Below are 24519 nucleotides of genomic sequence, written 5' to 3' on the forward strand. Positions count from 1 at the left end.
CAAAGCCACGACAGGAGCAAGTTCCATTCCATGTTCCCCTCCACGTTGTGTATTGGCCCCGCTCTTGCAATGGTATGGCTTTCTCCATCCCAAACTGGAGCCGTCATGAGCGAAACAACCTCTCATTCGGATCAGCGCTGGCTGCTGCCCCAACTATCGCTGCGCGAGAGCCGGGTCGGTCGCTGGCAGAGCCTGACCCCCGAGCTGACTGCGGTGCTGCCCGCCGAGCCAGACCTTCCCAACGCCTTACCGTTGACCCTTTATCGCGATGAGCGCAGCGATTACCGCTTCAACCTGAGTTCGGATGCGCCGCGCCTGTTTCTGGTGGCGAGCGGTGCCGGCGAAAGCCTGCGTGCCGACCTGCTCACCCTGAGCCAGAGCGTGGCCGCGGCCTACATGGACGGCGATCGCACCGTGCTCTCCTGCCCGCTGCCCGAGGCGCTGCAAGCCTGGTGCGAGGCCTTTATCGGCCGCCATGGCGAGCTGATCGAGCGCCGTGGTAAGGGCAAGAAGGGCAAGGGGCGGGCCCGTGAGACCGTCGGCCCGGATGCTTGCCCGCTGCGCGGCGATCCGCTGGAAGGGGCGCAGCCATGAGCGAGTTTCTGCGCCGCTGGTCACAGCGCAAGCTCCATCCGATCGCCCCTGAGCCCGAGCCGGCGGCCCCTGCGGAGCCGGTCTCGCCTGATGGCGGGATGGCGGCGCGGGTCAGTGACATCGACGCGCCGCCTGATCATACGGAGCCGGCCGTGCCCTCCTTGCCCGACACCTCCTTGCCCGACACCTCCTTGCCCGACAAAGAGACGCTGCGCGCCCTGTTTCGCCAACACAAGCCCGACGGGCTTGACGACTACACTCAGGACTTCGCCGCCCCCGAGCTGCTCAGTGCCGAGCTGGTGGCCGGGCTGCGCGGCTGGCTGGTCGAGCCCGTGGAAGAGGAGCAGAGCGAGAAAGCAGAGCTCGTGGCGCATGACCCTGCCGAGAATGGGGACATTTTGGTTTCAGTGGTGGGACAAAATGTCGCTATCGATGAGAGCGATGAAGATGAAAATGGATCCTGACTCCCTCTCTTGGATTTTTCTTCCCACTACCTTGGCCGGCTTATTGCTATTGCAAGCCCCCAATAAGCAACCGGTCCGAAGTAGTCCGGCTGCATGAGGAAACACTGTGAGCGTCGATAACAAGAACCTGTACGCGCGGGACCAGGCCCTGCGCCTGACCGGACGGGCCGACAACCTGTTGCCGGTCACCGTCACCTACCACAGCCATGGCCGGCTGCTGCTGATCGGCCCCGAGGATCGGGTTCGCCGGGCCGCCGTCCGCGCCCTGACCCATCCTGCGCTGCGCCTCACCCTGGCGGTGAGCGAGCAGCCGCGCCACCCGGATGCCAGCGATCTCGACGCTGTCTTCGGGGCGACCGCCCATCTGGAGACCCTCTTAGCTCGCACCCCCAAGCTGCACGGCTATCTCGGCCAATACGGCCTGACGGTGCGTGGGCCCGAGGGGGAAGCGGTGGCGCTGGAGCGGGTCTGCTACGGCCCGGAGGGGCGCTTTGATCTGGTGCTCGATCTGGGTCAGACCGCGCTGCTGGCGCTGGAGCGCCCCCCCTTCGGTTATCGCCATCTGAGTGAGGATGACGAGTTGGACTGCGCCATCGCGGCGCTGGCCGAGCTGATGGGGGTGTTTGACAAGCCGCGCTACTTCAAGCTCGACAACGAGGCATGCGCCTTCACCGCCCGTGGTGTACCGGGGTGCCGGCGCTGCCTCGATCTCTGCCCGACCGATGCCCTGCGCGCCGATCAGGGCGAAATTCGTATCGATCCCTTCCTCTGCCAGGGGCTTGGTAGCTGTGCCAGCGCCTGCCCGACCGGCGCCATCAGCTATCAGCAGCCGAGCGCCGCGACCCAGGAGGATTACCTGTGGCGCCTGCTGGCCCGTTATCGCGAGGCGGGGGGAAGCCATCCCCATCTGCTGATCGCCGGCGAAGCCGAATGCGCCGCCTTCGATGCCGAGGCGTTGCCGGGCCACTGGTTGCTGCTGCCGGTTGAAGAGAGCGCCTCGGTCGGGATTGAGAGCTGGTTGGGCGCCCTGGCCGCCGGTGCGAGCCGGGTGAGCATCGCCCTGCACCCCGAGTGCGGCGCGACCACGCGCCAGGCGCTCGAGCGCGAGCTGGCCCTGGCCGCCCCCTTGCTGGAGGGGGCCGGAGTGGCCCAAGAGGCCATCAGCGTGTGGCAGCCGGGGACGGCGCTGCCGGAAACCCTGGCCGAGCGCCCGGTTGCGCTGCCGGAGACCCCCAAGGGGAGTAAGCGCGAGCGGCTGTTTGCGGCTTTCGATGCCCTGCATGCCACCCATGGCGGTGCCACGGCGGAGTTGGCGGTGCCGGCGGGCGCCCCCTATGGCGCCGTGCGCCTCAATAATGAGCAGGGGTGTACCCTCTGCATGGGCTGTGTGGCGGTCTGCCCGACTCGGGCGCTGCATGCCAGCCAGGGCGGCGCCGTGCCGGAGCTGCGCTTTACCGAGCAAGATTGCGTGCAGTGCGGCATGTGCGAGCAGGCCTGTCCGGAGCGGGTCATCACCCTGGCTCCCGGCTTGCAACCCGTGGCCGAGGCGCGCCGTGCCGATCGTCTGCTTAAGGCCGAAGAGGCCGCCTGCTGCATCCGCTGCGGCAAGCCGTTTGCCCCTGCCTCGCTGGTGCGGCGCATTCGCGAGAAGCTGGCCGGGCACAGCCATTTCCAAGGGGCGGCTGCCGAGCGGCTATTGATGTGTGAAGACTGCCGGGTGCGCGACGTGTTCGAGCCCCTGGTGGCCAATCCACTCGACCAGGTCAAGGTGTAAGGGGCTGCGATGAACGAAACGATGCGAAGTGAAATGTATGCCCTGCTGGCCAGTTGGTGGCGCGCTGCCCCCGCCGGCGAGGCGCTGGCCTGGCTGCGCGCCATTGAAGCCGAGCCGGGGCCGCTGGCCCGCGGGTTGGGGCTGGTGCAGCTGGCGGCGAGCAGCCGCAGCGAGCAGGAGCTGGCCGAGGAGTATCAGGATCTCTTCATCGGCCTTGGGCGCGGTGAAATCGTGCCGTTTGCCTCCTGGTACCTGACCGGCTCCCTGATGGAGCTGCCGCTGGCGGTGCTGCGCCGCGATCTGCTGCGGCTCGGCTTCGAGCGTCAGGAGGGGGTGTGCGAGCCCGAGGATCACCTGGCCGCCCTGTGCGAGGTGATGGCGATCCTGTGCGCCGAGGAGCATCCGGCTCGCAACGAATTTTTTGAGCGGCACCTGGCCCCCTGGGTGCAGGCGTGCTGCCGTGATCAACAGGCGGCCAAGAGCGCCGTCTTCTACCGGGCGGCCGGTGCGCTGGCCGACGATTTTTTCCAGCAGGAGCTGGCCCTGCGGCTGCCGTTTGGCGTGCCTAGGGTGGCGGCCTCCTGAGATGAACGAGAACAACAACGGAGAGTCCATGATGAGCGATGAGAAGCTGGAGAACCCCTCCCGCCGCCACCTGTTGAAGGGGGCGGGCATGGCCGTGGTGGCTGGCGCCGTGGTCGGCGTGGCCGGGCAGGCAGTGGCTGCCCAGGATGATGCGAACAAGGAACACGGTAATGGCTATCGCGAGAGCGATCACGTCAAGGCCTACTACCGTTCCCTGCGTGGCACAGAGTGAGGAGCGCACGATGAAACTGACCAAACGTAATGACACGGCCCAGGGGAAACAGGCCCAGGGGCTGACCCGCCGCTCCTTCATGATCAACTCAGGGCTGGTGGCGGGCGGCGCGCTCGCCGCCGGCTGGATGGCGCCAGGCATGATGCGCCGCGCCGAGGCCAAGACGGTGCCCTTCGACGCGCCGGTCGAGGTGAAGCGCACCATCTGTTCCCACTGCTCGGTGGGTTGCGGCGTCTATGCCGAGGTGCAAAACGGGGTGTGGACCGGCCAGGAGCCGGCCTTCGATCACCCCTTCAACCTCGGTGGTCACTGCGCCAAGGGGGCGGCACTGCGTGAGCATGGCCACGGCGAGCGCCGTCTCAAGTACCCGATGAAGCTGGTGGGGGGCAAGTGGCAGCGCCTGAGCTGGGAGCAGGCCATCGAAGAGGTGGGCAATGAGGTGCTGCGTCTTCGCAAGGAGTCCGGCCCCGACAGCGTCTACTGGCTCGGCTCGGCCAAGCACTCCAACGAGCAGGCCTACCTGTTTCGTAAGATGGCCTCCTTGTGGGGCACCAACAACGTGGATCACCAGGCGCGGATCTGCCACTCCACCACGGTCGCCGGTGTCGCCAACACCTGGGGCTATGGCGCCATGACCAACAGCCTCAACGACATGCACAACAGCAAGTCGATCATGTTCATCGGCTCCAACCCGGCCGAGGCGCACCCGGTCGCCATGCAGCACATCCTGCTGGCCAAAGAGCGCAACCGCTGCAAGATTTTGGTGGTTGACCCGCGCCGCACCCGCACCGCCGCCAAGGCGGACATGTACCTCTCCCTGCGTCCGGGCACCGACGTGGCCTTCATCTGGGGCCTGCTGTGGCACATCTTCCAGAACGGCTGGGAAGATAAAGAGTTCATCCGCACCCGCGTCTTTGGCATGGACGAGGTGCAAAAGGAGGTGGCGCGCTGGACCCCGGCCGAAGTGGAGCGGGTGACCGGTCTGAGTGAGCAGGAGGTCTACGGCGCGGCCAAGCTGCTCGCCGACAACCGCCCCGGCTGTGTGGTCTGGTGCATGGGGGGAACCCAGCACACCACCGGCAACAACAACACCCGCGCCTACTGCATCCTCGAGCTGGCGCTTGGCAACGTGGGCAAGAGCGGCGGCGGCACCAACATCTTCCGTGGCCACGACAACGTGCAGGGGGCTACCGACTTTGGCGTCACCTCCGACTCGCTGCCTGGCTACTACGGCCTGGAAGAGGGCTCCTGGAAGCACTGGGCCCGGGTATGGGACGTCGACTACGAGTGGCTCAAGGCGCGCTTTGACAACAAGGCCTACAACGGCAAGCTGCCGATGCAAAACAACGGTATTCCGGTGTCGCGCTGGGTGGACGGGGTGCTGGAGAACGCCGATCTCATCGAGCAGGGCTCCAACATTCGCGCCATGTTCTACTGGGGCCATGCGGTCAACTCCCAGACCCGCGGCCCCGAGATGAAGAAGGCGATGCAAAAGCTCGACATGATGGTGATTGTCGATCCGTATCCGACCGTCGCGGCGGTGATGAACGATCGCACCGATGGCGTCTATCTGCTGCCGGCCACCACCCAGTTCGAAACCTATGGCTCGGTGACGGCCACCAACCGCTCCATGCAGTGGCGCGACAAGGTGGTCGAGCCCCTGTTTGAGTCCAAGGTCGACCACGAGATCATGTACCTGCTGAGCAAGAAGCTCGGCTTTGCCGACCAGCTGTTCAAACACATCAAGGTGGAGAACAACCAGCCGCTGCTCGAGGACGTGGTGCGCGAATACAACCGCGGCATGTGGAGCGTGGGTTATACCGGCCAGAGCCCGGAGCGCCTCAAGGCGCACCAGCAGAACTGGCACACCTTCAACAAGACCAGCCTCAAGGCCGAAGGGGGCGCGGTCAGCGGCGAGGTGTACGGTCTGCCCTGGCCCTGCTGGGGCACCCCCGAGATGAAGCACCCGGGCAGCCACATCCTCTATGACACCACGCTGTCGGTGGCGGAGGGGGGCGGCGGATTCCGCGCCCGTTTCGGTATCGAGTATCAGGGGGTCTCCCTGCTGGCCGAAGACTCCTGGCCCAAGGGCAGTGAGGTGCAGGACGGCTATCCCGAGATCACCGCCGATCTGCTCAAACAGCTGGGCTGGTGGGATGAGCTGACCGAGGCCGAGAAGCAGGAGGCCGAGGGGCGCAACTGGAAGACCGATCTCTCCGGCGGCATCCAGCGGGTGGCCATCAAGCACGGCTTCGTGCCCTATGGCAACGCCAAGGCGCGCTGCGTGGTGTGGACCTTCCCGGATCAGGTGCCCAAGCACCGCGAGCCGCTCTACACCCCGCGCCGCGACTTGCTGGCAGATTACGCCACCTGGCCCGATGCCAAGAGCCTGTGGCGCCTGCCGACCCAGTACGCCTCGGTGCAGGCAAAAGATGTCAGCAAGGAGTTCCCCATCGTCCTCACCTCCGGCCGTCTGGTCGAGTACGAGGGGGGCGGTGACGAGACCCGCTCCAACCCCTGGCTGGCCGAGTTGCAGCAGGAGATGTTTGTCGAGATGAACCCGGCCGATGCCAACGACGTCGGGGTCAAGGATGGGCAGGACGTCTGGGTCGAGGGGCCGGAAGGGGGACGGGTCAAGGTGAAAGCGCTGGTGACCCCGCGGGTCAAACCTGGGCTTGCCTTCATGCCGTTCCACTTCGGTGGGCACTTCTCGGGGCAGGATCTGCGATCCAAGTACCCGGAAGGGGCTGACCCTTATGTGCTGGGCGAGTCGGTCAACATTGTGACCACCTACGGCTATGACCCGGTGACCCAGATGCAGGAGACCAAGGTCACCCTGTGCCGTTTTCGCAAAGTAGGAGCCTGAAACCATGGCCAAGATGAAATTTCTGTGTGACACCAAGCGCTGCATCGAGTGCAACGGCTGCGTGACCGCCTGCAAGAACGAAAACGACGATGCCCTCGAGTGGGGCATCCAGCGCCGCCGGGTGGTGACCCTCAACGACGGCAAGCCCGGCGAGACCTCCATCTCGGTGGCGTGCATGCACTGCACCGACGCCCCCTGCATGGCGGTCTGTCCGGCCGACTGCTTCTACCAGACCGACGACGGCATCGTGCTGCACAACAAGGATCTCTGCATCGGTTGTGGCTACTGCCTGTTTGCCTGCCCGTTTGGCGCCCCCCAGTTTCCCAAGCACGGGGCGTTTGGCGAGCGTGGCAAGATGGACAAGTGCACCTTCTGCGCCGGCGGCCCGGAGGAAGATCACAGCGAGGCGGAGCGCAAGAAGTACGGCGCCAACCGCATTGCCGAAGGCAAGCTGCCCATGTGTGCCGAGCTGTGCTCCACCAAGGCGCTGCTGGCCGGCGACGCGGCCATGATCTCCGACATCTACCGTGAGCGGGTGGCTTGGCGCGGTGCGCCCCATGCCGGCTGGGCCGGTGAGGACGAGCTGTTCCACGAAGCGGGCAAGGGCAAGCAGCTGCGGCTTGGCAAGCAGGGAGAGGCGCAATGAAAAGCTGGCTGAAGGCGCTGCTGACCGCCTTGTTGCTGGTGAGTGCGCCTGTCTTTGCCGATGCCAAGCAGGAGGCGGTCGGTTTTGCCGGCGCCGACTACTGGCGGGCGGTGAAGGGCGGGGAGGCGGGGACCACCACCTCCCGTTCGCCCGAGCATGAGGTGCTGATCTCGGTGCCGGGCCAGGTGTGGTTCGAGGTCAAGACCAAGTGGGTCTCTCCACTGGGGGCCATGGCGATCTTTGGCTCACTGGGCATGTGCGGGATCTTCTACCTGCTGGTGGGGCAGACCAAGCTCTCCAAACCGCGCACCGGGCGCAAGCTCAAGCGCTGGAGCCGGGTGGACAGGGCGCTGCACTGGACCACGGCCACCATGTTCCTGACCCTGGCGGGGTCAGGGCTGGCCATCATCTACGGCAAGTACTTCATCAAGCCGGTGGTGAGCGTCGAGGTGTGGAAGCACTGGATCTGGTTTGCCAAGGTGTTCCACAACTACGTGGGGCCGCTGTTCTTCCTCTGCCTGCTCGGCGTGCTCATCAAGTGGTTCCGCCACAACATCGTCAACATGGTGGATGTGCAGTGGTTCCTGAAGGCGGGCGGCATGCTGGGCAAGCACAAGGGGAGCCACCCCTCGGCGGGCTTCTCCAACGGCGGTGAGAAGGCGATCTTCTGGCTGCTGATCTGGTTTGGTGGCATCGTCGTGGCGACCGGGCTGTTTCTGGACTTCCCCATCTTCGGCCAACTGCGCCGCCAGATGGAGTGGGCCAGCTTCATCCACATCGTCGGGGCTCTCATCCTCATCTGCGGTTTCATCTTCCATATCTACATGGGCCTGTTCCAGCTGGAAGGGGCGCTGGAGGGGATGGTGACCGGCGAGGTGGACGAGACCTGGGCCAAGGAGCACCACGATCTCTGGTATGAAGAGGTCAAGCACACCCTCGGGCCGCCGGTGGCCGAGGAGCCGAAACAGCAGTGAAAACAGGGGCGCCTTCGGGCGCCCCTCTTGTTGATGGGCGATGAGTTTGGCTCAGGTAGCAAGAGGGAAAAAAAACGGCGACCCTTGGGCCGCCGTTTTACTCTCACGCCTGGTGGCGCTGCTGCGCTTTTTTCCGCTGCTCCGAGCCGCGCATGATGAGGCGAAAGAAGAGCGGAATGAAGAAGATGGCGATGAAGGTCGCCGCCAGCATGCCGCCGATGACCGGCCAGCCGAGGGCATGGCGGCTCGCCGCGCCCGCACCGCTTGAGGTGACCAGTGGCACACAGCCGAGGATGAACGCCAGCGAGGTCATGACGATGGGGCGAAAACGCAGGCGCGCTGCCTCCAGGGCTGACTCGATGAGGCTCATCCCCTCTTCGTGCTTCATTACCGCGAACTCCACGATGAGGATGGCGTTCTTGGCCGCAAGCCCCACCAGGGTCACCAGTCCTATCTGGAAGTAGACGTTGTTGCTAAGCCCCACCGCCCAGGTGGCGAGCAGGGCGCCAAACAGGGCGAACGGCACGGCGGTGATCACCGCAAACGGCAGGGTCCAGCGTTCGTACTGGGCGGCCAGGATGAGGAAGATCATCACGATGCCAAAGCCAAATGCGGTGCCTGCGCTGCCGGCGGCGGCCTTCTCCTGATAGGCGGCGCCGGTCCATTCGAGCTTGGCGTCGTTGCCGAGGGTTTCGGCGGCGATCGCCTCGAGGGCGGCAATTGCCTGACCCGAGCTGTAGCCCGCTGCCGGTTGGGCCATGATCTTGGCCGCCGGGAAGATGTTGAAACGCTCGACCAGCTCGGGGCCGCTGGCATCACGCACCGTCACCAGACTGCTCAGTGGGATCATCTCACCGCTATTGGAGCGCACGTAGATGTTGCGGATGTCGCTCTTTCTGGCCCGGTAGTCGGCTTCGGATTGCAGCTGCACCCGGTAGGTGCGGCCGAACTGGTTGAAGTCGTTGACGTAGACCTGGCCGAAGGTGGCCTGCATGGTGTCGAACACCGCGCTGATGGGCAGCCCCAGCGCCTTGGCCTTCTCCCGGTCGAGATCGAGATAGACCTGCGGCACGTTGGCGCGGTAGGTGCTGGTGACGCTGGCCAGCTCGGGGCGCTGCTTGGTGGCGTCGAGCAGGCGCTGCACCTCGCCGGCAAAGGCGTGAGCATCGCCGTTGCCACGGTTTTGCAGATAGCCCTCGAGGCCGCCGGTGGTCGACATCCCCTGGATGGGGGGCGGGTTGAAGGAGGCGACAAAGCCATCGGCCAGCCCCATCAGGCTGTAGCCTTGCAGGGTTTTGGCCAGGGAGAAGGAGTCGGCCCCCTGCTGCTGGCGCTGCTTCCAGTCCTTGAGGGTGATGAAGGTGAGGCCGCTGTTGCTGATGACGGCGCTCGAGAGGATGTCAAAGCCCGAGAAGGTGATGACGTCCTGCACGTTGGGGTTGGCCATCACCATCTTGTCGAACTGATCCGCCACCGCCTGGGTGCGGGTGAGGGCGGCCGCATCGGGCAGCATCACCGCCGAGATGAGGTAGCCCTGATCTTCGTTCGGCACCAGCTCCCCCGGCACCTTCAGCAGCAGGCCGTAGATGGAGAGGACGATGACGGCGATGATGGCAAACGCCACCGCGACCCGGCGGTTGAGGAAGGCCACCCCGCGCACGTAGCGGCGGGTGAGCCGATCGAAGAGATGGTTGAACCAGACGAAGAAGCGGGCCGGTTGCTGATGGCCCTCTTTCAGCAGCACGGCGCACAGGGCCGGTGACAGGGTCAGGGCCACCAGGCCCGAGATGGCCACCGACACGGCGACCGTGATGGCGAACTGCTTGTACATCACCCCTGTCATGCCGCCCATGAAGGCGACCGGCAGGAACACGGCGCACAGCACCAGCACGATGGCCACCACGGGGCCGGAGACCTCCTGCATGGCGAGAATGGCGGCCTCCTTGGGCGAGCACTTCTTCTCGCTCATGATCCGCTCGACGTTCTCCAGCACCACGATGGCGTCATCGACCACGATACCGATGGCGAGCACCATGCCAAACAGGGTCAGCAGGTTGATGGAGAAGCCCAGCATCAACATGCCGGCGAAGGTGCCGATGAGGGACACCGGCACCGCGATGCAGGGGATCAGGGTGGCCCGCAAGTTCTGCAAGAAGAGGTAGACCACGATGAACACCAGCACGATCGCCTCGAACAGGGTGTGCACCACCTCCTCGATGGAGATCTTCACAAACTCGGTGGTGTCGTAGGGGATCTGGTACTCGATGTCTTGCGGGAAGCGCTCCTTGAGGCGCTCCATGGTGGCGTGCACCGCCTCGGCCACCGCCACGGCGTTGGCCCCTGGTTGCAGGTAGGTGGCGATCCCGATGGCAGGCTTGCCGTTGGCCCTGGCGATGACGTCATAGTCTTTGCCACCGAGTTCGACCCGCGCCACGTCGCGTACCCGGATCTTGGCGCCGTCATGCATGGCGCGCACTATGATGTTTTCGAACTCTTTGACCTCCTCGAGGCGCCCCTTGGTCTGCACCGTATAGGTAAAGTCCACCGGGGCCGAGGTGGGCTGGGCGCCGATCTTGCCCGCCGCAAACTGGGTGTTCTGCTCGCGGATGGCGCCAATCACGTCGCTTGGGGTGAGTTGCAGCTGGGCCAGCCGATCCGGCCGCAGCCAGACGCGCATGGCGTAGTCGGTACCGCCGAACAGGTTGGTATCCCCGATGCCGGGGATGCGCTTGAGCTCGTCGATGATGTTGAGCAGGGCGTAGTTCGACAGATAGGTGGTATCAAACGATCCGCCGGGCGATTGCAGGGTCACCACCTGCAAGATGGCGGTCGATTTCTTCTTGACCGTCACCCCCTGCATTTTCACCTCTTCCGGCAGCTGGGCCATGGCGGCCGAGACACGGTTGTTGACGTTGATGGTGGCCTGATCCGGATCTGTGCCTATCTCGAAGTAGACGTTGAGGTTCATCTGACCGTTGGAGGCCGACCCCGACTGCATGTAGAGCATCCGCTCCACGCCGTTGATCTGCTGCTCGAGCGGCGCCGCCACGGTCTGGGAGATCACCTCTGGGGTCGCGCCGGGATAGAAGGCGGTCACCGACACCACGGGCGGGGTGATCTGGGGATACTGCTCGATGGGGAGCGAGCGCATGGCCGCAAAACCGCCCAGCACGATGATGATCGAAATCACGCTGGCGAAGATGGGGCGCTCGATGAAGAACTTGGAAAACATGGCGGCTCCTTATTGACCAGCTGCGCCCTTGACCACCTGGGCACTGATGGCCTGCATCTGCTCGGCGCTGACCGGCTTGACCACGGCGCCGGGGCGGGCCTTCATCAGCCCCTCGACGATGTAGCGATCGCCCGGCTTCAGCCCGCTGTCGATCAGCACCCCCTTGTCGATCACAGCGCCGAGCTTGACTGGGCGCGGCACCACCTTGTTGTCGGCATCCACCACCATCACCATGCGATCGGCCTGGGATTGCACCACGGCGCGCTGGGGCACCAGGATGGCGTTTTTGCGCATCCCGAGATCGATGGTCATGCGCACGAACTGGCCCGGCAGCAGGCTGCCGTCTTTATTGTCGAAGATGGCGCGGGCGCGGATGGTGCCGGTCTGGGGATCGACCCGGTTATCGGAGAAGTTGAGCTTGCCCGCCTCCGGATAGAGGGAGCCGTCGGCAAGGCGAATATGGGTGCGCCAGTTGGTGGCATCCATCGCCTCTAGCCGGCCGCTTTTGACCGATTTTTCAAAGTTGAGGCGGTCTTGCTCTGAGTAGGAGAAGTTGACGTAGAGGGGGTTGTACTGGGTGATGGTGGTGAGCAGGCTGCTGTCACCGCTGGTGGAGATGAGGCTCCCCTCGGATTGGGAGCTCTTGCTGGCCATGCCGTCGATGGGGGCGGTCACCTCGGTGTAGCTCAAGTTGAGCTCGGCCTCTTTCACCTTGGCCTGGGCCGACTGGTGGCTGGCCACGGCGGCCTCGTAGTTGGCAATGGCGTCGTCATAATCCTTGCGGCTCACCACCTGCTTTTTGAACAGGGGGATGATGCGATCCCGGTCGGCACGGGCCTTGTTGAGGCGGGCCATCTCCTGGGCCAATACCCCTTTGGCCTGCTCCAGCGCCACCTTGTAGGGTTCGGGATCGATGAGAAACAGCTCCTGCCCTGCGCTGACCGGTTGCCCCTCCACATAGGTGCGCTTGAGCAAGATGCCGCCCACCCGTGAACGCACCTCGATCTCGCGATAGCCGGCGGTCTCGCCGACCATCTCGGTGGTCAGCGGCACGTCGCCGGCCTGGGCGGTTTCCACCACCACGGGCATTGGCGGCAGGCTCTGGGCGGCATCGCCCTTCTCCCCGCCACAGGCGCCAAGCAGACCACCAAGCACGGCGGCGAGGGTTCCCCTGGTCAGATAGTTGAACTCTCTCGTTGTAGAACGGATCATGTCGCTCCCCTTTGAATGGCAGTCCTCACCCTGGTCTGCTGATTGTTATCGTTGTCATCCTGCCCTTCAGGGCAGGATGAATTATGGTATTGCGCAAAGTTGAACAGGGGCTGTTGCGATCAAAAAAACCTGCTTTGTTGCATGGATTTTCAATCGGAGCTGCCTGAAGTCGTCGCCGGCATGATGGCGACCCCCTGAGAGAAGGAGAACAAGGTGTTGATCGACAAACTGGCCTGGTTGCGTATTGAAAAGGGGCGAGTGCTGTGTGCCCGCTCCCACGGCAAGCACCTCTACTACCTTCCCGGCGGCAAGCGCGAGCCGGGCGAGAGTGACGAGGCGGCGCTGCGCCGCGAGGTGCAAGAGGAGTTAACCGTGAGCCTGGTGGATGGCACCCTCCGCCCCGCAGGCTGCTTTGAGGCTCAGGCCGATGGCAAGGCCGATGGGGTGGTGGTGCGCCTCACCTGTTATGAGGCCGATTATGACGGCACCTTGCAACCGGCCGCCGAGATTGCCGAGCTGGCCTGGCTCGGGGTGGATGATCTGGCGCGCTGCTCGGCCGCGGCCCGGGTCGTGATCGAGGCGCTGGCGCGCGAGAGGCGGCTTGGCTAAGGCTGGCAGCCGCAAAAAGCGGTGGTGACACGAGAAGGGACCTACGGGTCCCTTTGTTATTGCGGGCAGGTGTGGAGGTACTCCTGCGGCGTCAGCCCGAAGTGGCCGCGAAAGCGCTCGGCGAAGCGGCGCACCGAGCGGTAGCCGCAGGCGAGCGCCACCTCGCGGGGAGGCAGCTGTTGTTGTAGCAGCGTCAGGGCATGGCTCATGCGTACCCGGGCCAACAGCTCGGCAAAGGTCACCCCTTCGGCGGCCAAGTGGCGGGTCAGGGTGGCTCGGCTCATGGCCAGATGGGGGGCCAGGGCCGCCAGGGTGTGCTCGGCGCCGGGCTCCTGAGCCATCAGATCGGCCAGTCGCTGTGAGAGCGCCATGGCGCTACCGGGAAAGAGCAGGGAGAGCGCCCCCATGGCGCGCAGCTCGGCATAGGGGGAGGTGACCTGCGCCTCGGCGCTCTCTTGGCACAGGGAAACCTCGCTCATCTCGGCGACCCGCTCGAAACACCAGGTGAGGGCCGGGGTGGTCGTGAGGCAGGGGCGAGCCGCGGGCGTGGGGCCATCAGAGCACCACGCCTGTGGAGGGGGCAGGTGCAGGCTCAACGCCCGAGAGGCAAAGCCGTCACCGCCCGGCTGATTGAGAAAGGTGAGGCGGCTGCCGGCGGGCACCGCCAGCCAGTGATCGCCCGTCAGCACCAGCGCTTGCTCTTGCCACCAGAGGCGTTTTTCCCCCTTGTCGATGCGGATCAGGGTGGCGGCCGGCAGGAAGACATTGCGCAGCCCCTGCGGCAAGCGGGCCTGGTAGCGGGTCAGCCGGGCGGGTGGTGTCATCGTTAGCGGCTCGTGTAGGTGGCGGTCAGGCTGGCGCTGGCCAGGGCGCTCTGGTTGAGCTGAAAACCAATCATGGCGGCCGGCGTATCGGCCTTCACCGAGAGCGGGCCGGGCAGGGCCCAGAGGGTGAAGCGGTAGCGGTGCATGCCGTGTCCCTTGGGCGGGCAGGGGCCGCCATAGCCTGTGACGCCGTAATCGGTGCGGGTCTCGAGACCGGCCTTGAGCTGCCCCGAGGCGCCGCGAGCCAGGCCGCTTTCGCTGACGGGCAGATTGACCACGATCCAGTGCCACTAGCCACTGCCGGTGGGGGCGTCCGGATCATAGGCGGTGATGGCAAGGCGCTGAGTGCCGGCCGGTAAATCACGCCAGTGCAGGGCGGGGGAGCGGTTGTCGCCACGACAGCCAAAGCCGTTGTAGACGAAGGTGTCGGCCATGGGGCTGCCTTCGCTGAGGTCGGGGCTGGTGAGCTCTAGGGCCGAGACGGGCAGGGTGGCGAGCAGAGAGAGGGTGAGCAGGGTTGGTTTCATGGTCTTCTCCTTCCGGTGACGATGTGCGGCCAGTATAGGGCGTCGTGAAGGGAGAGGATGGACATATCGGCTCAATAAGGCCCGAAGAGAGCGGCAAGATGAGCCGATATGTCAGGGGGCTCAGGCGAAGGTGGCCCAGATCGGCGCGTGATCGGAGGGTTTTTCGATGCCGCGCAGCTCGTAGTCGATCCCTACCTCGGTCACCGCGTCCTTCAACGCGTCGGAGGCGAGGATCAGATCGATGCGCAGGCCCCGGTTGTCGTCAAAGCCGCGCGAGCGGTAGTCGAACCAGGAGAAGCGCTCACTCTCGTCGGGGTGGGCGGCGCGGAAGGTGTCGGTCAGTCCCCAGCCGAGCAGGCGGGCCAGCCATTCACGCTCGATGGGCAGGAAGGAGCATTTGCCCTCTTTCAGCCAGCGCTTGCGGTTGGCCTCGCCGATGCCGATGTCGCGATCGGTGGGGGAGATGTTCATGTCGCCGATGATCACCAGCTGCTCGCCCGGGTTATGGTGGGTCTCGAGGTAGGCTTGCAGATCGGCATAGAACTTGGTTTTGGCCGGGAACTTGGTCTCATGGGCCTGGTTCTCCCCTTGCGGGAAGTAGCCGTTCATCACCTTGATGATGGCGCCGTCGGCGCGCTGGAAGCTGGCCATGATCATGCGGCGCTGGGCCTCTTCGTCATCACCGGGAAAGCCTTTTTCCACCGAGAGCGGCGCCTGCTTGCTCAAGATGGCGACCCCGTAGTGGGCCTTCTGGCCGTGGAAGGCGACATGGTAGCCCATCGCCTCCACCTCTTCGCGCGGGAAGGCCTCGTCGTGCACCTTGATCTCCTGCAGGCCGATGACGTCCGGCTGATGCTTGTCGATGATGGCTTGCAACTGGTGAAGGCGGGCACGCAGGCCATTGATATTGAAAGAGACGATCTTCATTGTCCGGATGCTCATGTCGTTGTTTTCGGGTATTGGACTAGGAATCGGCCGCCGATGCAAGGCATCAGCGGGTCATCTTCTTGACGAACACCACCACAAACAGGGCCAGGGTGAAACTGCCGGTGAAGGCCTCCAGCGCCGCAAACAGCCGTGAGATCCCGACCGGGGTGAAATCCCCATACCCCAGGGTGGTGAAGGTGACCACGCTGTAGTAGAGACACTCGAGCAGGAAGATGAGGTTGTCGTGCAGCGAAGCGTCAGGCCGGTAGATCAGGTGCTCGCCTGCAAAGCTCAGGCCGAAGAAGAAATAGAAGACGGCGCTGCAGGCGATCATGATGAGGGAGAAGAGCACGACCCGCAGCGGGTCCTCTCCGTAGCCGCAGAACAGATCGACAATCCAGGAGAGAAAACGGCGCAGCGACCAGAACGGCATCTGCAACCGGCGCATGGTGAGCTCTTGCTGGATGTAGCGTCCGGAGAGGGTGAAGATCCCCTGGTGTTCGGCCGCCTTGCGCAGATCCCGGTAGATCTCTTCGGCCTCCTTGAACAGGATGTCGGCGCGCCGGCGATCCCGCTCACGCCGGCCACGGCTCTCTTGCAGCACTCTGGGGCCGGTGTCGAGGCTGTCGATGCGGGTGTTGCCCCAGCGGATCCCGAGCAGGTTGACGTCGTGCATGTGGGCGCAGTGCAGGTTGGTGTCGGTGAGATCGGCCTTCATCAGGCTGCCACCGCGCATGCGTAGCCGGTAGAGGTGGGCGCCTTGCAAGTTGGCCCGGTAGAGGTCGCATTTTTCCAGCAAGAACCCATCCGGCGATCCCTGGTTGACCAGGTTGAGCCCCTTGAGATTGGCGCGGGCCAGTTGCAGGCCGTGGCACAGGCCGCCGCGGCGCACAAACTGCTCCAGGGCGTGCGCCGTCTCTTCGCTCTGCTTGTCGCTTTTGGGATCGTGCCAGTGGCACAGGCCATTGGGGCCGGCGGGCTCGCGGCACTGGCGGCCGTCGCTCACCAGGTAGTGGCAGTGGGACATGGGGAAGACCTCGCGCGGGAAAACCGCCTAGAGGATAGGCCCCCTTACTGGTATTGGGCGAACTCCTGGCGCAGCTTGCGAAAGCGCTCCTGCTGGGCCGGGTTGAGCGGGATCCCCTCAAGCAGGCTCAGGGTGGTGCGGCACTCGTCGAGGTATTCGCTGTTTTTGCGCTCCTTGGCCAGCAGTTGCAGCAGCACCTGGATCTTGTTGAGGGCCGAGCCGGTGTTGGCCGGGGTGCGCCGCAGCGCCTCGCGAAAGTGGCCGAGCGCCTGCTCCAGCTCGCCGGCCTGATAGGCCTTGATGCCGAGCTCGTTGAGCTGCTGGTAGCGCTGGCGCCGCTCCTGCACCGTCTTGTCAGTGCGGGTGGCGCTGATGCAGGTGGTAAGCAGGTGATCTTCGTCCTCTGACAGCAGCGCCTGCAGGCTCTCGGCATACTCGAACTCACCGAGCTGATAGAGGCCGAGCACTGTCTCTCCGAGCAGGGCGGGGGGCATGCTCTCGGGCTTATCGAGCCAGTTCTGGTTGGCGCGATAGAGCATCTTCTTACCCTTGAGCAGCTCGCCACAGGCGATCTGGACCCGCGCCTGACACAGCTGCTCGAAGGCCGGGTAGTTGAAATCGGCGCTGATCAGGCCGTCGCGCAGGCGTGAGAGGGCGCTATTCACCTGCTTTTGCAAGTTGGCGATGTGATAGCTGTCGTTGCTGTTGAGGGCGTACAGCGTCAGGGTCTGGATGTAGGCCCCCAGATAGTGGGGGGTGCGGTGAATCGAGTTGCGCGTCATGTCGATGAGGTTTAGCAGCACATCCTTGGCGCAGGCATAGTCGCCGCGCTGTAGGCTCACCTCGGCCAGCTGGCGTGACAGCAGAACCGACTGGGGCGAGAGAGAGACCGCCTGCTTGAGCTGGGCCTGCGCCTCCTCGGTCTTGCCCTGGGCTTGGTAACTCTCGGCCAGGGCGCGATAGGCATCGACCATCAGGGGGGTAAGGCGCAGACAGGCGTGCAGGTGGCTCACCGCCTCCTCGTGCAACCCCAACTGGTGGCATGCCTTGCCGAGCGCAAGGCGCGCCCAACTGTTGTCCTGGGCGGCGAGCAGTTGGCGCAGCAGGCTGCGCGCCTCCTGGGGCTCGCCGCGCCGCATCAGGGTGTCAGCTTGCAGGCAGCGGCAGAAGTTGCTGTAGCGCGGGTGCTCTTGCGCCGCGCGCTCGCAGGCGGCCAGCAGGGCCGTGTCATCCTGGCGCGAGAGGGCCTCGAACAGGGGTTGCAGTGCCCGGCGGCGCGTCACGGCACGCTTGAGCCGTTGCTTGAACTGCTCCTGGGAGAAGGGCTTCATCAGGTATTCATCGGGCTCGGACTCGATGGCGCTCAGCACCATGGCTCGGCTGGCGTCGCCGCTGACGATCATCACCACGGCGCGTGGCGGGATGAGGCGTCGCTCGCGCAGGCTCTCAAGCAGCTGGCGGCCGTTCTCGCCGGCGCCGAGATCGTAGTCGATGAGGTAGATATCGAAGCTCTCTTTCTGACACAGGCGGCGCGCCTCTTCGGCGGAATAGGCATAAGAGATGCGGTTGATCCCCACATTGAGCAGCATAGCCTTCATCATGATGTGGAACGAACGCTGTTCGTCCACCAACAGCAGGCGCAGGACGGGGTCGGCAGAGGAGGCTGTGGACATGATGCTCACGACGAGAGAGACCTGTTTTGAGTGTGCCAGCAAAGCGGCAGACCGGCAAATGGGCGCCGTGTTGGCGTCTGCTCGGCCGCCAGCCCGATGCGGCCCGCCACCCGCTAAGATGGGCATTCTCATGGGAAAAGCGGCGCAGTAGGGGGGCGGGGTGGCTGAGCGTGCCTTGCCTTCGTCGCTGGGGCGGCGCTGTTTTTGTTAGTCAGTTGCAAACAAAGTGTTGTTTCGGTTTGCACCGGGCTGCCAAGGTGTGCAATATGCAACGCCAAGAGGGCGCAGATCGTTGTAAGGAGGTCACAGGATGCGCATCGTGTGGTTTTGTCTCTGCTGCTGGAGCGCGTTGGCCTGGGGATTGCCGGCGCCACGCGGTGAGGTGGTGCTGACGCTAGAGGGGGCGCTGCACGCGCGCAACCATGGCGCGTTGGCCGAACTGGATCTGCCCATGCTGATGGCGTTGCCACAACACGACATCCGTACCCGCACCCCCTGGTATGACGACGCCCACGTCTTTCGCGGCCCTCGCCTTGCCGATCTGCTGGCGCTGGTCAAGGCGCAGGGGACGCAGTTGGTGGTGCATGCCCTCAATGACTACTTGGTCACCATTCCCATCGAGGTGCTCATCACCCAAGGGGCGATTCTGGCACACAGCAAGGATGGCCACCCCCTGACGGTGCGCGAGAAGGGGCCCTTCTTCATTGTCTTCCCGTTCGATCAGAACCCGGCGCTTCAGACCAAGCTCTATTACGGCTGGTCGGCGTGGCAGATCGACCGGATCCGGGTGGAGTAACCCATGCTGACCTGGGTCATGAGCCCCAGCCGGCGCTTTTTGGTCATCATAGTGCTGGTGTTGGTGAGCGCCCTGCTCGGGATCGGCTCGGTGCAGTATCGCCAGTTTATCGATTTGCAGACCAACGCCAATCAGGGCGACGACAGCATCATGTGGAACTACTCCCAGCTCTACAACGAGGCGCTGCGTTTTCAAAACAGCCTGCTGCTGTGGCATCCGGGGGCGTCCGAGCGGCTGCAACTGCGCTATGACATCTTCGCCAGCCGGGTCGATCTCGCCTTTACCGGGCGCGATCGCCGTCTGCTCAGCGATGCGCCCCTGTTTGGCGAGGTGGTCGACGTGGTGCGCGGCTATGTGGCGATGGCCGATGTCTGGCTCGGCCCCCAGCCGCAGGCGCCGCTCGATGCCGAGGCGATCAAGACCATGCAAACCGCCCTGCCGAGCGTGCTCGACCGGTTGCAGCCCTTGATGCTGGAGGTCAATCGCCGCACCGCCCAGTTCGACATGGCGCGGCGCGAGGCGGTGCGCCGCCAGATCATCACCACCACCCTCATCGCCTCGCTGCAATTTGCCTTGGTGATGCTGTTTGCCATCCTGGCGTGGCGTCAGCAGCGCCGCACCGGTGAGCAGCATGAAGAGCTGCGCCAGCTCAACGAGAGCCTGATCGCGGCCAACCACGCCGCCGAGGCGGGCAATCGGGCGAAAAGCAGCTTCCTGGCCAACATGAGCCACGAGATCCGCACCCCCATGAACGGGGTGCTCGGCATGCTCTCGCTGCTCGATGACGAACCGCTCGGTGAGCGCCAGCGCCGCTACCTGGCGACGGCCCGCGAGTCGGCCGAGCACCTGCTCGGGCTGCTCAACGACATCCTCGACGTCTCCAAGCTGGAGGAGGGGAAGATCCGTCTCGATCTGGCCCCCTGCCACCTTCCCAGTCTGGTGCACGATCTGTTCGAGTTACTGCGCCCGAGCGGTGAGAAGAAGGCGCTGCGGCTCGATTATGTCATCGCGTCGGACACGCCGGCCTGGATCCAAGCCGACAGCCTGCGGCTGCGCCAGATCCTGCTCAACCTGCTCTCCAATGCCATCAAGTTCACCCCGCAGGGGAGCGTGCAGCTCACGGTGTCGAGCGAGCCGCTGGAGGCGGCGCGGGCGCGTATCGTCATTGCGGTGCGCGATACCGGCATTGGCATCGGCGCCGAGCAGATCGGGATGCTGTTCCAGCGCTTCGCCCAGGCTGACATCTCCATCACCCGTGAATATGGCGGCTCGGGGCTGGGGCTCGAGATCTCCCGCAGTCTGGCCCACCTGATGGGCGGCGAGATCCAGGTCGAGAGCGAACCGGGGCAGGGCAGCTGCTTTACCCTGAGCTGGCCGGTGGCCGTGGCGCAGCCGGTGGTGAGTGAGCCGCCACCGGAGGCGGAGCACGCGGCGCTGCAACTGCTGGTGGTCGATGACAATGCCACCAATCGCAAGGTGATGGCGGCCATGCTGCGCAGTGCCGGCCATCAGGTCGAGGAGGCGAGGCAGGGGGAAGAGGCGTTGGTGCTGCTGGCGCAGCAGCCGTTCGATCTGGTGCTGATGGATGCCCAGATGCCGGTGCTGGACGGGGTGGCGGCGACCACCCGGATCCGTCAGGCCGCCGCGCCGTGGGCCGATGTTCCCATCATAGCGGTGACGGCGGATGCCCTCGGGCAGGCGGACGAGCGCTATCGCGCCGCCGGCATGGACGGTTATCTGGCCAAGCCGGTCGACAAGCGGCGGCTGTTGCAGGAAGTTGCTCGGGTGGTGGCCTTGCGCCATGGCCAGCAGCGGCGGGTGCTGGTGGTGGATGATAACGGCGTGAATCGCACCGTGGCGGCGCTGATGCTCGAGCGGATGGGATGGAAGGCCGATCTGGCCTGCTCGGGGGAGGAGGCGCTGCTGGCATGCCAGTCGCGCCACTATCAGCTGGTGCTGATGGATGTGCACATGTCCGGTATGGATGGCATCTCGGCCGCCCGTCAGCTGGTGGCCGGCCCGGGGCGCCCCGACTGCATGCTGGCGCTCACCGCCGACATGACGCCCGGGCTGGATGAGCGCTGCGTTGCGGCGGGGATGCAGGGGCTGCTGCACAAGCCCATCTCCCGCCAGATGCTGGCCGACGCCCTGCAGCGTTTTTGTGGCTGCGAGGCGTGCCGGGATCAGCGGTAGCCCAGCTCCCTGGCCAGCCGCTCGGCCTCGTCGGCCACCCACTGGGCATTGATGGGGCCCCAGCTGCGGATGACGTAGTGCCCCTGATTGTTGCGCCCCCCTTCGGCCTGCTCGAAGAGGCACTCGATATCGAGTTCGGCCAAGGCGTTCAGGGTATCCTGGGCGGTGCGTCGCGGCATGCCGGTCGCCTCCATCAGGGAGGGCACACTGTCGGTGCCCTGGCTGATGAGGTGCGCCACATAGAGGCGGCGAAAGAAGCTGGTGCGGGTCTTACTGATGGGCTCGCTCATGGCTCACTCCGCCTTGGCGAACGCGCGCCACAGCCACAGGGCGGCACGCCCCATCACCAGCGCCCAGACACCGAACCAGAACCAGCGGAAGAAGCTCCAGGTCGAGGTATCTTCGGCGGCATCCTGCACCTTGGTGACGTTGGGGAACATGGAGAGCATGTTGATGCGCCAGCCGTAGGAGGTGATGAGCGCCTGGCGCTTGTCGAACTCCATCGATTTGGCCTTGGCCTGCACGTCGGCGGCGTTGAACTTGAAGTAGAAGGGCCAGCCCCAGCCGGTATCCTCGTTGCGGAACACCCGCACCTTCTCACCCGACTTCTCGGTGTAGATGTAGTAGACGTCCGTGGTGGGGCCGTCAGCCGGGTTGTTCTTGCTGATGGGGCCGTCCTTGTCGGTACGCTTGACCTCGACACCGGTGATGGTGGTGATCTGTTTCTCCGGCAGGTAGAAATCGAGCCAGAGGGCGGAAGCCAGCGCGATGGCGCCGAGCAGAATAAAGGCGGGTTTCTCGAATTTGGCGTTCATGGGGGTCTTCTTTGGCACACGAGGTGACCATACCTTATCCAAAATTGGTGCGCCCGCCCATACCCGAGCTTGATGAGAGCGTGAAAAAAACTGTTTAAAACAGCCTGCTACGACAGGAAAAAGTCATCTTTTCCTCCCCCTTTACGGCTTGCTGCCGCCTCGGTTAGCAGGGCATTATCTCTCTCTGACCCGTTAAAAGGAGTATTACGTGTCCGCCTATATCGATCCCGCCATCCTGGCCCTGTTTATCCCCACCTTCTTCTTTGTCTCGGTCACGCCCGGCATGTGCATGACCCTCTCCATGACGCTGGGGATGAGCATCGGTGTGCGCCGCACCCTGCACATGATGTGGGGCGAGCTGATCGGCGTCGGTCTGGTTTCGGTGCTCTCGGTGGTCGGGGTGGCGGCCGTGATGCTCAACTATCCCGGCCTGTTCAGCCTGTTTAAGTATGTAGGGGGCGCCTACCTCATCTGGCTCGGGATCCAGATGTGGCGCTCGCGCGGCAAGATGGCCATCAGCGAGGTGGGGGAGGGCGCGACCCAAAGCGGCGCGCTGACCCTGGCCATGCAGGGGTTTATCACCGCCATCGCCAATCCCAAGGGATGGGCCTTCATGATCTCGCTGCTGCCCCCCTTCATCAGCACCAGCCGTCCGATGGGGCCGCAGATCGCCGCCTTGGTCGGCCTCATTCTGATCATCGAGTTCAGCTGTCTGGTGCTCTACGCCAGCGGCGGACGCACCCTGCGCCACTTTCTCGCCAAAAGTGGCAACGTGCGGCTGATGAACCGCATCGCCGGCTCGCTGATGATGGGGGTCGGCGTCTGGCTGGCGCTGGGGTGAACAGGAAGAAAAAAAGCGGGGCCAGCAGGCCCCGCTCTCGCATGAGGGGATGGCTCAGTCGGTGAGGCAGTCCGGATCGAAGGCGTAATCCCCAGCCAGCCAGCCGAGGATCTCGTCGGCGCAGGGCTGGCCGCGGAAGGGGCGGTAGCGGCGGGAGAGATAATCCTGCTGCTGGGCGGTGAGCTGGGCCAGCCCCACCTCCTGCATCAGCGGCAGATCTTCTTCGATGCACGGGCCAAGCTGGGGGCCACAGGCGGCCTGTACCGAGGCGTGAAAGGCTTGCTCCGGGTTATAGCGATCGCCGAGGCGGTAGCTCAGCGGCAGCGAGGCCAGTGGAATGGTCGACAGGGCAGCCTGTTTCATCGGGTTGACCGCATGACCGCTTAGCTCTTGGGCCAGACGGGCGGGGCGTTCACGAAACGCATCCAGATGGAGGAAGTGGCTCGACTTGCTGCCATCGTTGACCGGGTAGTTGTCCCACAAAAACGGCTTGCGCCCGAGCCAGTCGCTGACCTGAGCCAGGTGATCGCTCGGGTAGCGCTTGGAGAGCACCTTAGGGCCGGTCCAGAAGATGGCAAAACGCGGGTCGAGCTGCCGGCCTAGTTCGGTCAGGTAACCGGTCGGCATGGGGCCGAACACCTTCTCGAGAATGGGATCGGTCGAGTAGTAACTGGGGCAGAACAGTAGCCGCGGCGCCTGGCTCCACGCGGCGATGTCGTGGGCGATGGTGAGCTGGCGGGCAGCCAGATCCGGGGTGTCCCCCTTCATGTCATCAAACAGCACCGCCAGCAGATCGGGGGCGAGTTCGGCGTCGATGAGGCGCACCTTGGCCTCGAGCGCGGCCCGCTTGCCGGCATAGTCGTGATGGGCGCCCATCGGGCTCAAGCCCACCCCGAAGGCAAGCCCGTTAGCCCGGCATTCGGCGGCCAGCAGCTTGAGCGCTTGCAAGGTGGCCTCTGGCCATGGTTCGGCCCAGTGTTTGCGCAGGCAGCCATCTTCTTTGGGGGCGTAGAGGTAAAAGCCATAGCCATGGCGGGGCAGCCACTGGGCGTAGCGGCGGCGCTCCGCAAAGCTCCAGCCCTTGCCGAAAAATCCCTCTATGAGCCCGAGGGCCGGATCAGGGGTGAGCCCCCCCGCAAGCAGTGTGCCGTAGGGCATATGGCCTCCGTTTACTCTTCCTCAAGTTCACCCAGCAGGCGGACACCCACCCGGCGTACCTCATGATCTTCCATGTCGGCCACGGTCCAGCGGATCCCCTGCCAGTCGAGTTGGTCACCGACCACCAGCTTATCGCCAAGCTCCTGGCTCAGGTAGTCCCCCAGGCTCTGATCGTCCACCCCATCCAGCGTCAGGCCGTAGATGGGGGCGAGCGCGGACAGGCGCACCGCACCATCGAGTTGGAAGTCACCGAAGAAGCGCTGCGGTGACTGCTCTTCCGGCGCCTGGCTAAACAGCTCACCGAGGGCCGGTAGATCCACCTCATGGGCAATCACACAGAGGATGTCGCCCGCTTCCAGCACGGTACTGCCGGAGGGGTGCAGCAAGGTTTCACCACGAAACAGGGCACTGATGCGGGTGCCTTTGGGCATGTGCAGATCGCGCAGGGGTGAGCCGATGCACCACTTGTCCGCACCAAGCTGATAGATGAACAGCTCCCACTCGCTCTCGGGGTGGATCTCCACCGCCGAGCGGGAGATGGGGGTGGGGG

General features: G+C 64.7%; 22 protein-coding genes and 1 pseudogene. 12 read left to right on the forward strand and 11 right to left on the reverse strand.

What is annotated here, in order from left to right:
* Positions 1-105: 105 nt before the first annotated feature.
* From BN1134_RS17680 to BN1134_RS17715, 8 genes are all read left to right on the forward strand, one after another.
* Positions 106-594: a DUF3305 domain-containing protein gene (locus BN1134_RS17680; protein ID WP_042048809.1), complete on the forward strand. Its 489-nt coding sequence runs from the start codon at positions 106-108 to the stop codon at positions 592-594.
* The gene (locus BN1134_RS17685; protein ID WP_042048810.1) at positions 591-1058 is read left to right on the forward strand and encodes a DUF3306 domain-containing protein; all 468 of its coding nucleotides are present in this window, start codon (positions 591-593) and stop codon (positions 1056-1058) included. The genes BN1134_RS17680 and BN1134_RS17685 overlap by 4 nt, the downstream gene beginning before the upstream one ends.
* 106 nt (positions 1059-1164) lie before the next feature.
* A complete protein-coding gene (locus BN1134_RS17690) occupies positions 1165-2832 on the forward strand; it encodes a 4Fe-4S binding protein (RefSeq protein ID WP_042048811.1) in 1668 nt (555 codons plus the stop codon).
* 9 nt (positions 2833-2841) lie between these two features.
* A complete protein-coding gene (locus tag BN1134_RS17695; RefSeq protein WP_042048813.1) occupies positions 2842-3417 on the forward strand; it encodes a TorD/DmsD family molecular chaperone in 576 nt (191 codons plus the stop codon).
* A gap of 1 nt (position 3418) precedes the next feature.
* Positions 3419-3649, forward strand: a complete 231-nt coding sequence (locus BN1134_RS17700) for a twin-arginine translocation signal domain-containing protein (protein ID WP_198133213.1) — start codon at positions 3419-3421, stop codon at positions 3647-3649.
* A gap of 10 nt (positions 3650-3659) precedes the next feature.
* On the forward strand, positions 3660-6515 hold the full coding sequence (locus BN1134_RS17705) for a formate dehydrogenase subunit alpha (protein ID WP_042048814.1): 2856 nt from the start codon (positions 3660-3662) through the stop codon (positions 6513-6515).
* Between the two features lie 4 nt (positions 6516-6519).
* Positions 6520-7161, forward strand: coding sequence for a formate dehydrogenase FDH3 subunit beta (gene fdh3B, locus BN1134_RS17710; RefSeq protein ID WP_042048815.1), 642 nt, complete (start codon positions 6520-6522; stop codon positions 7159-7161).
* Positions 7158-8135: a formate dehydrogenase subunit gamma gene (locus BN1134_RS17715; RefSeq protein WP_042048816.1), complete on the forward strand. Its 978-nt coding sequence runs from the start codon at positions 7158-7160 to the stop codon at positions 8133-8135. Before fdh3B ends, BN1134_RS17715 begins: the two co-directional genes overlap by 4 nt.
* A gap of 103 nt (positions 8136-8238) precedes the next feature.
* On the opposite strand, the gene BN1134_RS17720 is transcribed toward BN1134_RS17715, so the two are convergent.
* Both BN1134_RS17720 and BN1134_RS17725 read right to left on the reverse strand, forming a co-directional pair.
* Positions 8239-11367 carry an efflux RND transporter permease subunit gene (locus tag BN1134_RS17720; RefSeq protein ID WP_042048818.1) on the reverse strand — a complete coding sequence of 1043 codons (3129 nt, stop codon included), beginning with the start codon at positions 11365-11367 and terminating at the stop codon, positions 8239-8241.
* A gap of 9 nt (positions 11368-11376) precedes the next feature.
* Complete coding sequence (locus BN1134_RS17725) at positions 11377-12579, reverse strand: efflux RND transporter periplasmic adaptor subunit (protein ID WP_042048819.1); 1203 nt, start codon at positions 12577-12579, stop codon at positions 11377-11379.
* 216 nt (positions 12580-12795) lie between these two features.
* Here BN1134_RS17725 and BN1134_RS17730 point away from each other — a divergent pair, with 216 nt between their 5' ends.
* Positions 12796-13188: an NUDIX hydrolase gene (locus tag BN1134_RS17730; RefSeq protein ID WP_042048843.1), complete on the forward strand. Its 393-nt coding sequence runs from the start codon at positions 12796-12798 to the stop codon at positions 13186-13188.
* A 56-nt stretch (positions 13189-13244) separates the two neighbouring features.
* Here BN1134_RS17730 and BN1134_RS17735 read toward each other — a convergent pair whose 3' ends face one another.
* From BN1134_RS17735 to BN1134_RS17755, 5 genes and pseudogenes are all read right to left on the reverse strand, one after another.
* A complete protein-coding gene (locus tag BN1134_RS17735; RefSeq protein ID WP_042048820.1) occupies positions 13245-14012 on the reverse strand; it encodes a helix-turn-helix transcriptional regulator in 768 nt (255 codons plus the stop codon).
* Between the two features lie 2 nt (positions 14013-14014).
* Positions 14015-14539, reverse strand: a pseudogene (locus tag BN1134_RS17740) (YbhB/YbcL family Raf kinase inhibitor-like protein).
* 120 nt (positions 14540-14659) lie between these two features.
* A complete protein-coding gene (gene xthA / locus BN1134_RS17745) occupies positions 14660-15466 on the reverse strand; it encodes an exodeoxyribonuclease III (RefSeq protein ID WP_042048821.1) in 807 nt (268 codons plus the stop codon).
* 64 nt (positions 15467-15530) lie between these two features.
* Positions 15531-16493 (reverse strand): ion channel, encoded by a 963-nt coding sequence (locus BN1134_RS17750; protein ID WP_042048822.1) that lies wholly within the window; start codon positions 16491-16493, stop codon positions 15531-15533.
* Positions 16494-16537: 44 nt separating this feature from the next.
* Positions 16538-18166 carry a response regulator gene (locus tag BN1134_RS17755; RefSeq protein ID WP_042048824.1) on the reverse strand — a complete coding sequence of 543 codons (1629 nt, stop codon included), beginning with the start codon at positions 18164-18166 and terminating at the stop codon, positions 16538-16540.
* A 310-nt stretch (positions 18167-18476) separates the two neighbouring features.
* On the opposite strand from BN1134_RS17755, the gene BN1134_RS17760 reads away from it, so the two are divergent.
* Together BN1134_RS17760 and BN1134_RS17765 are read left to right on the forward strand one after the other, a co-directional pair.
* The gene (locus BN1134_RS17760) at positions 18477-18962 is read left to right on the forward strand and encodes a putative pterin-binding protein (protein WP_042048825.1); all 486 of its coding nucleotides are present in this window, start codon (positions 18477-18479) and stop codon (positions 18960-18962) included.
* A 3-nt stretch (positions 18963-18965) separates the two neighbouring features.
* Positions 18966-21155 (forward strand): response regulator, encoded by a 2190-nt coding sequence (locus BN1134_RS17765; protein ID WP_042048826.1) that lies wholly within the window; start codon positions 18966-18968, stop codon positions 21153-21155.
* Here the strand turns inward: BN1134_RS17765 and BN1134_RS17770 are convergent.
* Both BN1134_RS17770 and BN1134_RS17775 read right to left on the reverse strand, forming a co-directional pair.
* Entirely contained in the window at positions 21146-21445 is a 300-nt protein-coding gene (locus BN1134_RS17770) for a winged helix-turn-helix domain-containing protein (protein ID WP_042048827.1), read from the reverse strand. The genes BN1134_RS17765 and BN1134_RS17770 overlap by 10 nt on opposite strands.
* Before the next feature lie 3 nt (positions 21446-21448).
* Positions 21449-21970: a DUF1523 family protein gene (locus BN1134_RS17775; RefSeq protein WP_042048828.1), complete on the reverse strand. Its 522-nt coding sequence runs from the start codon at positions 21968-21970 to the stop codon at positions 21449-21451.
* 208 nt (positions 21971-22178) lie between these two features.
* On the opposite strand from BN1134_RS17775, the gene BN1134_RS17780 reads away from it, so the two are divergent.
* Positions 22179-22811: a LysE family translocator gene (locus tag BN1134_RS17780; RefSeq protein WP_042048829.1), complete on the forward strand. Its 633-nt coding sequence runs from the start codon at positions 22179-22181 to the stop codon at positions 22809-22811.
* A gap of 54 nt (positions 22812-22865) precedes the next feature.
* Here the strand turns inward: BN1134_RS17780 and BN1134_RS17785 are convergent, their stop codons facing one another.
* Positions 22866-23969, reverse strand: coding sequence for a beta-N-acetylglucosaminidase domain-containing protein (locus BN1134_RS17785; protein WP_042048831.1), 1104 nt, complete (start codon positions 23967-23969; stop codon positions 22866-22868).
* 11 nt (positions 23970-23980) lie between these two features.
* On the reverse strand, positions 23981-24519 hold a 539-nt coding region (locus BN1134_RS17790; RefSeq protein ID WP_042048833.1), incomplete at its 5' end, for a transporter associated domain-containing protein.

Source organism: Aeromonas simiae (assembly GCF_000820125.1).
Taxonomy (GTDB): Bacteria; Pseudomonadota; Gammaproteobacteria; order Enterobacterales; family Aeromonadaceae; genus Aeromonas; species Aeromonas simiae.

What these genes read in the sequence shown, in the direction of transcription:
- BN1134_RS17680 (WP_042048809.1), top strand. Translation starts at nt 106, where the DNA reads ATGAGCGAAACAACCTCTCATTCGGATCAGCGCTGGCTGCTGCCCCAA.
- BN1134_RS17685 (WP_042048810.1), top strand. Translation starts at nt 591, where the DNA reads ATGAGCGAGTTTCTGCGCCGCTGGTCACAGCGCAAGCTCCATCCGATC.
- BN1134_RS17695 (WP_042048813.1), top strand. Translation starts at nt 2,842, where the DNA reads ATGAACGAAACGATGCGAAGTGAAATGTATGCCCTGCTGGCCAGTTGG.
- BN1134_RS17700 (WP_198133213.1), top strand. Translation starts at nt 3,419, where the DNA reads ATGAACGAGAACAACAACGGAGAGTCCATGATGAGCGATGAGAAGCTG.
- BN1134_RS17705 (WP_042048814.1), top strand. Translation starts at nt 3,660, where the DNA reads ATGAAACTGACCAAACGTAATGACACGGCCCAGGGGAAACAGGCCCAG.
- fdh3B (WP_042048815.1), top strand. Translation starts at nt 6,520, where the DNA reads ATGGCCAAGATGAAATTTCTGTGTGACACCAAGCGCTGCATCGAGTGC.
- BN1134_RS17715 (WP_042048816.1), top strand. Translation starts at nt 7,158, where the DNA reads ATGAAAAGCTGGCTGAAGGCGCTGCTGACCGCCTTGTTGCTGGTGAGT.
- BN1134_RS17720 (WP_042048818.1), bottom strand. Translation starts at nt 11,367, where the DNA reads ATGTTTTCCAAGTTCTTCATCGAGCGCCCCATCTTCGCCAGCGTGATT.
- BN1134_RS17725 (WP_042048819.1), bottom strand. Translation starts at nt 12,579, where the DNA reads ATGATCCGTTCTACAACGAGAGAGTTCAACTATCTGACCAGGGGAACC.
- BN1134_RS17735 (WP_042048820.1), bottom strand. Translation starts at nt 14,012, where the DNA reads ATGACACCACCCGCCCGGCTGACCCGCTACCAGGCCCGCTTGCCGCAG.
- xthA (WP_042048821.1), bottom strand. Translation starts at nt 15,466, where the DNA reads ATGAAGATCGTCTCTTTCAATATCAATGGCCTGCGTGCCCGCCTTCAC.
- BN1134_RS17750 (WP_042048822.1), bottom strand. Translation starts at nt 16,493, where the DNA reads ATGTCCCACTGCCACTACCTGGTGAGCGACGGCCGCCAGTGCCGCGAG.
- BN1134_RS17755 (WP_042048824.1), bottom strand. Translation starts at nt 18,166, where the DNA reads ATGTCCACAGCCTCCTCTGCCGACCCCGTCCTGCGCCTGCTGTTGGTG.
- BN1134_RS17760 (WP_042048825.1), top strand. Translation starts at nt 18,477, where the DNA reads ATGCGCATCGTGTGGTTTTGTCTCTGCTGCTGGAGCGCGTTGGCCTGG.
- BN1134_RS17765 (WP_042048826.1), top strand. Translation starts at nt 18,966, where the DNA reads ATGCTGACCTGGGTCATGAGCCCCAGCCGGCGCTTTTTGGTCATCATA.
- BN1134_RS17770 (WP_042048827.1), bottom strand. Translation starts at nt 21,445, where the DNA reads ATGAGCGAGCCCATCAGTAAGACCCGCACCAGCTTCTTTCGCCGCCTC.
- BN1134_RS17775 (WP_042048828.1), bottom strand. Translation starts at nt 21,970, where the DNA reads ATGAACGCCAAATTCGAGAAACCCGCCTTTATTCTGCTCGGCGCCATC.
- BN1134_RS17785 (WP_042048831.1), bottom strand. Translation starts at nt 23,969, where the DNA reads ATGCCCTACGGCACACTGCTTGCGGGGGGGCTCACCCCTGATCCGGCC.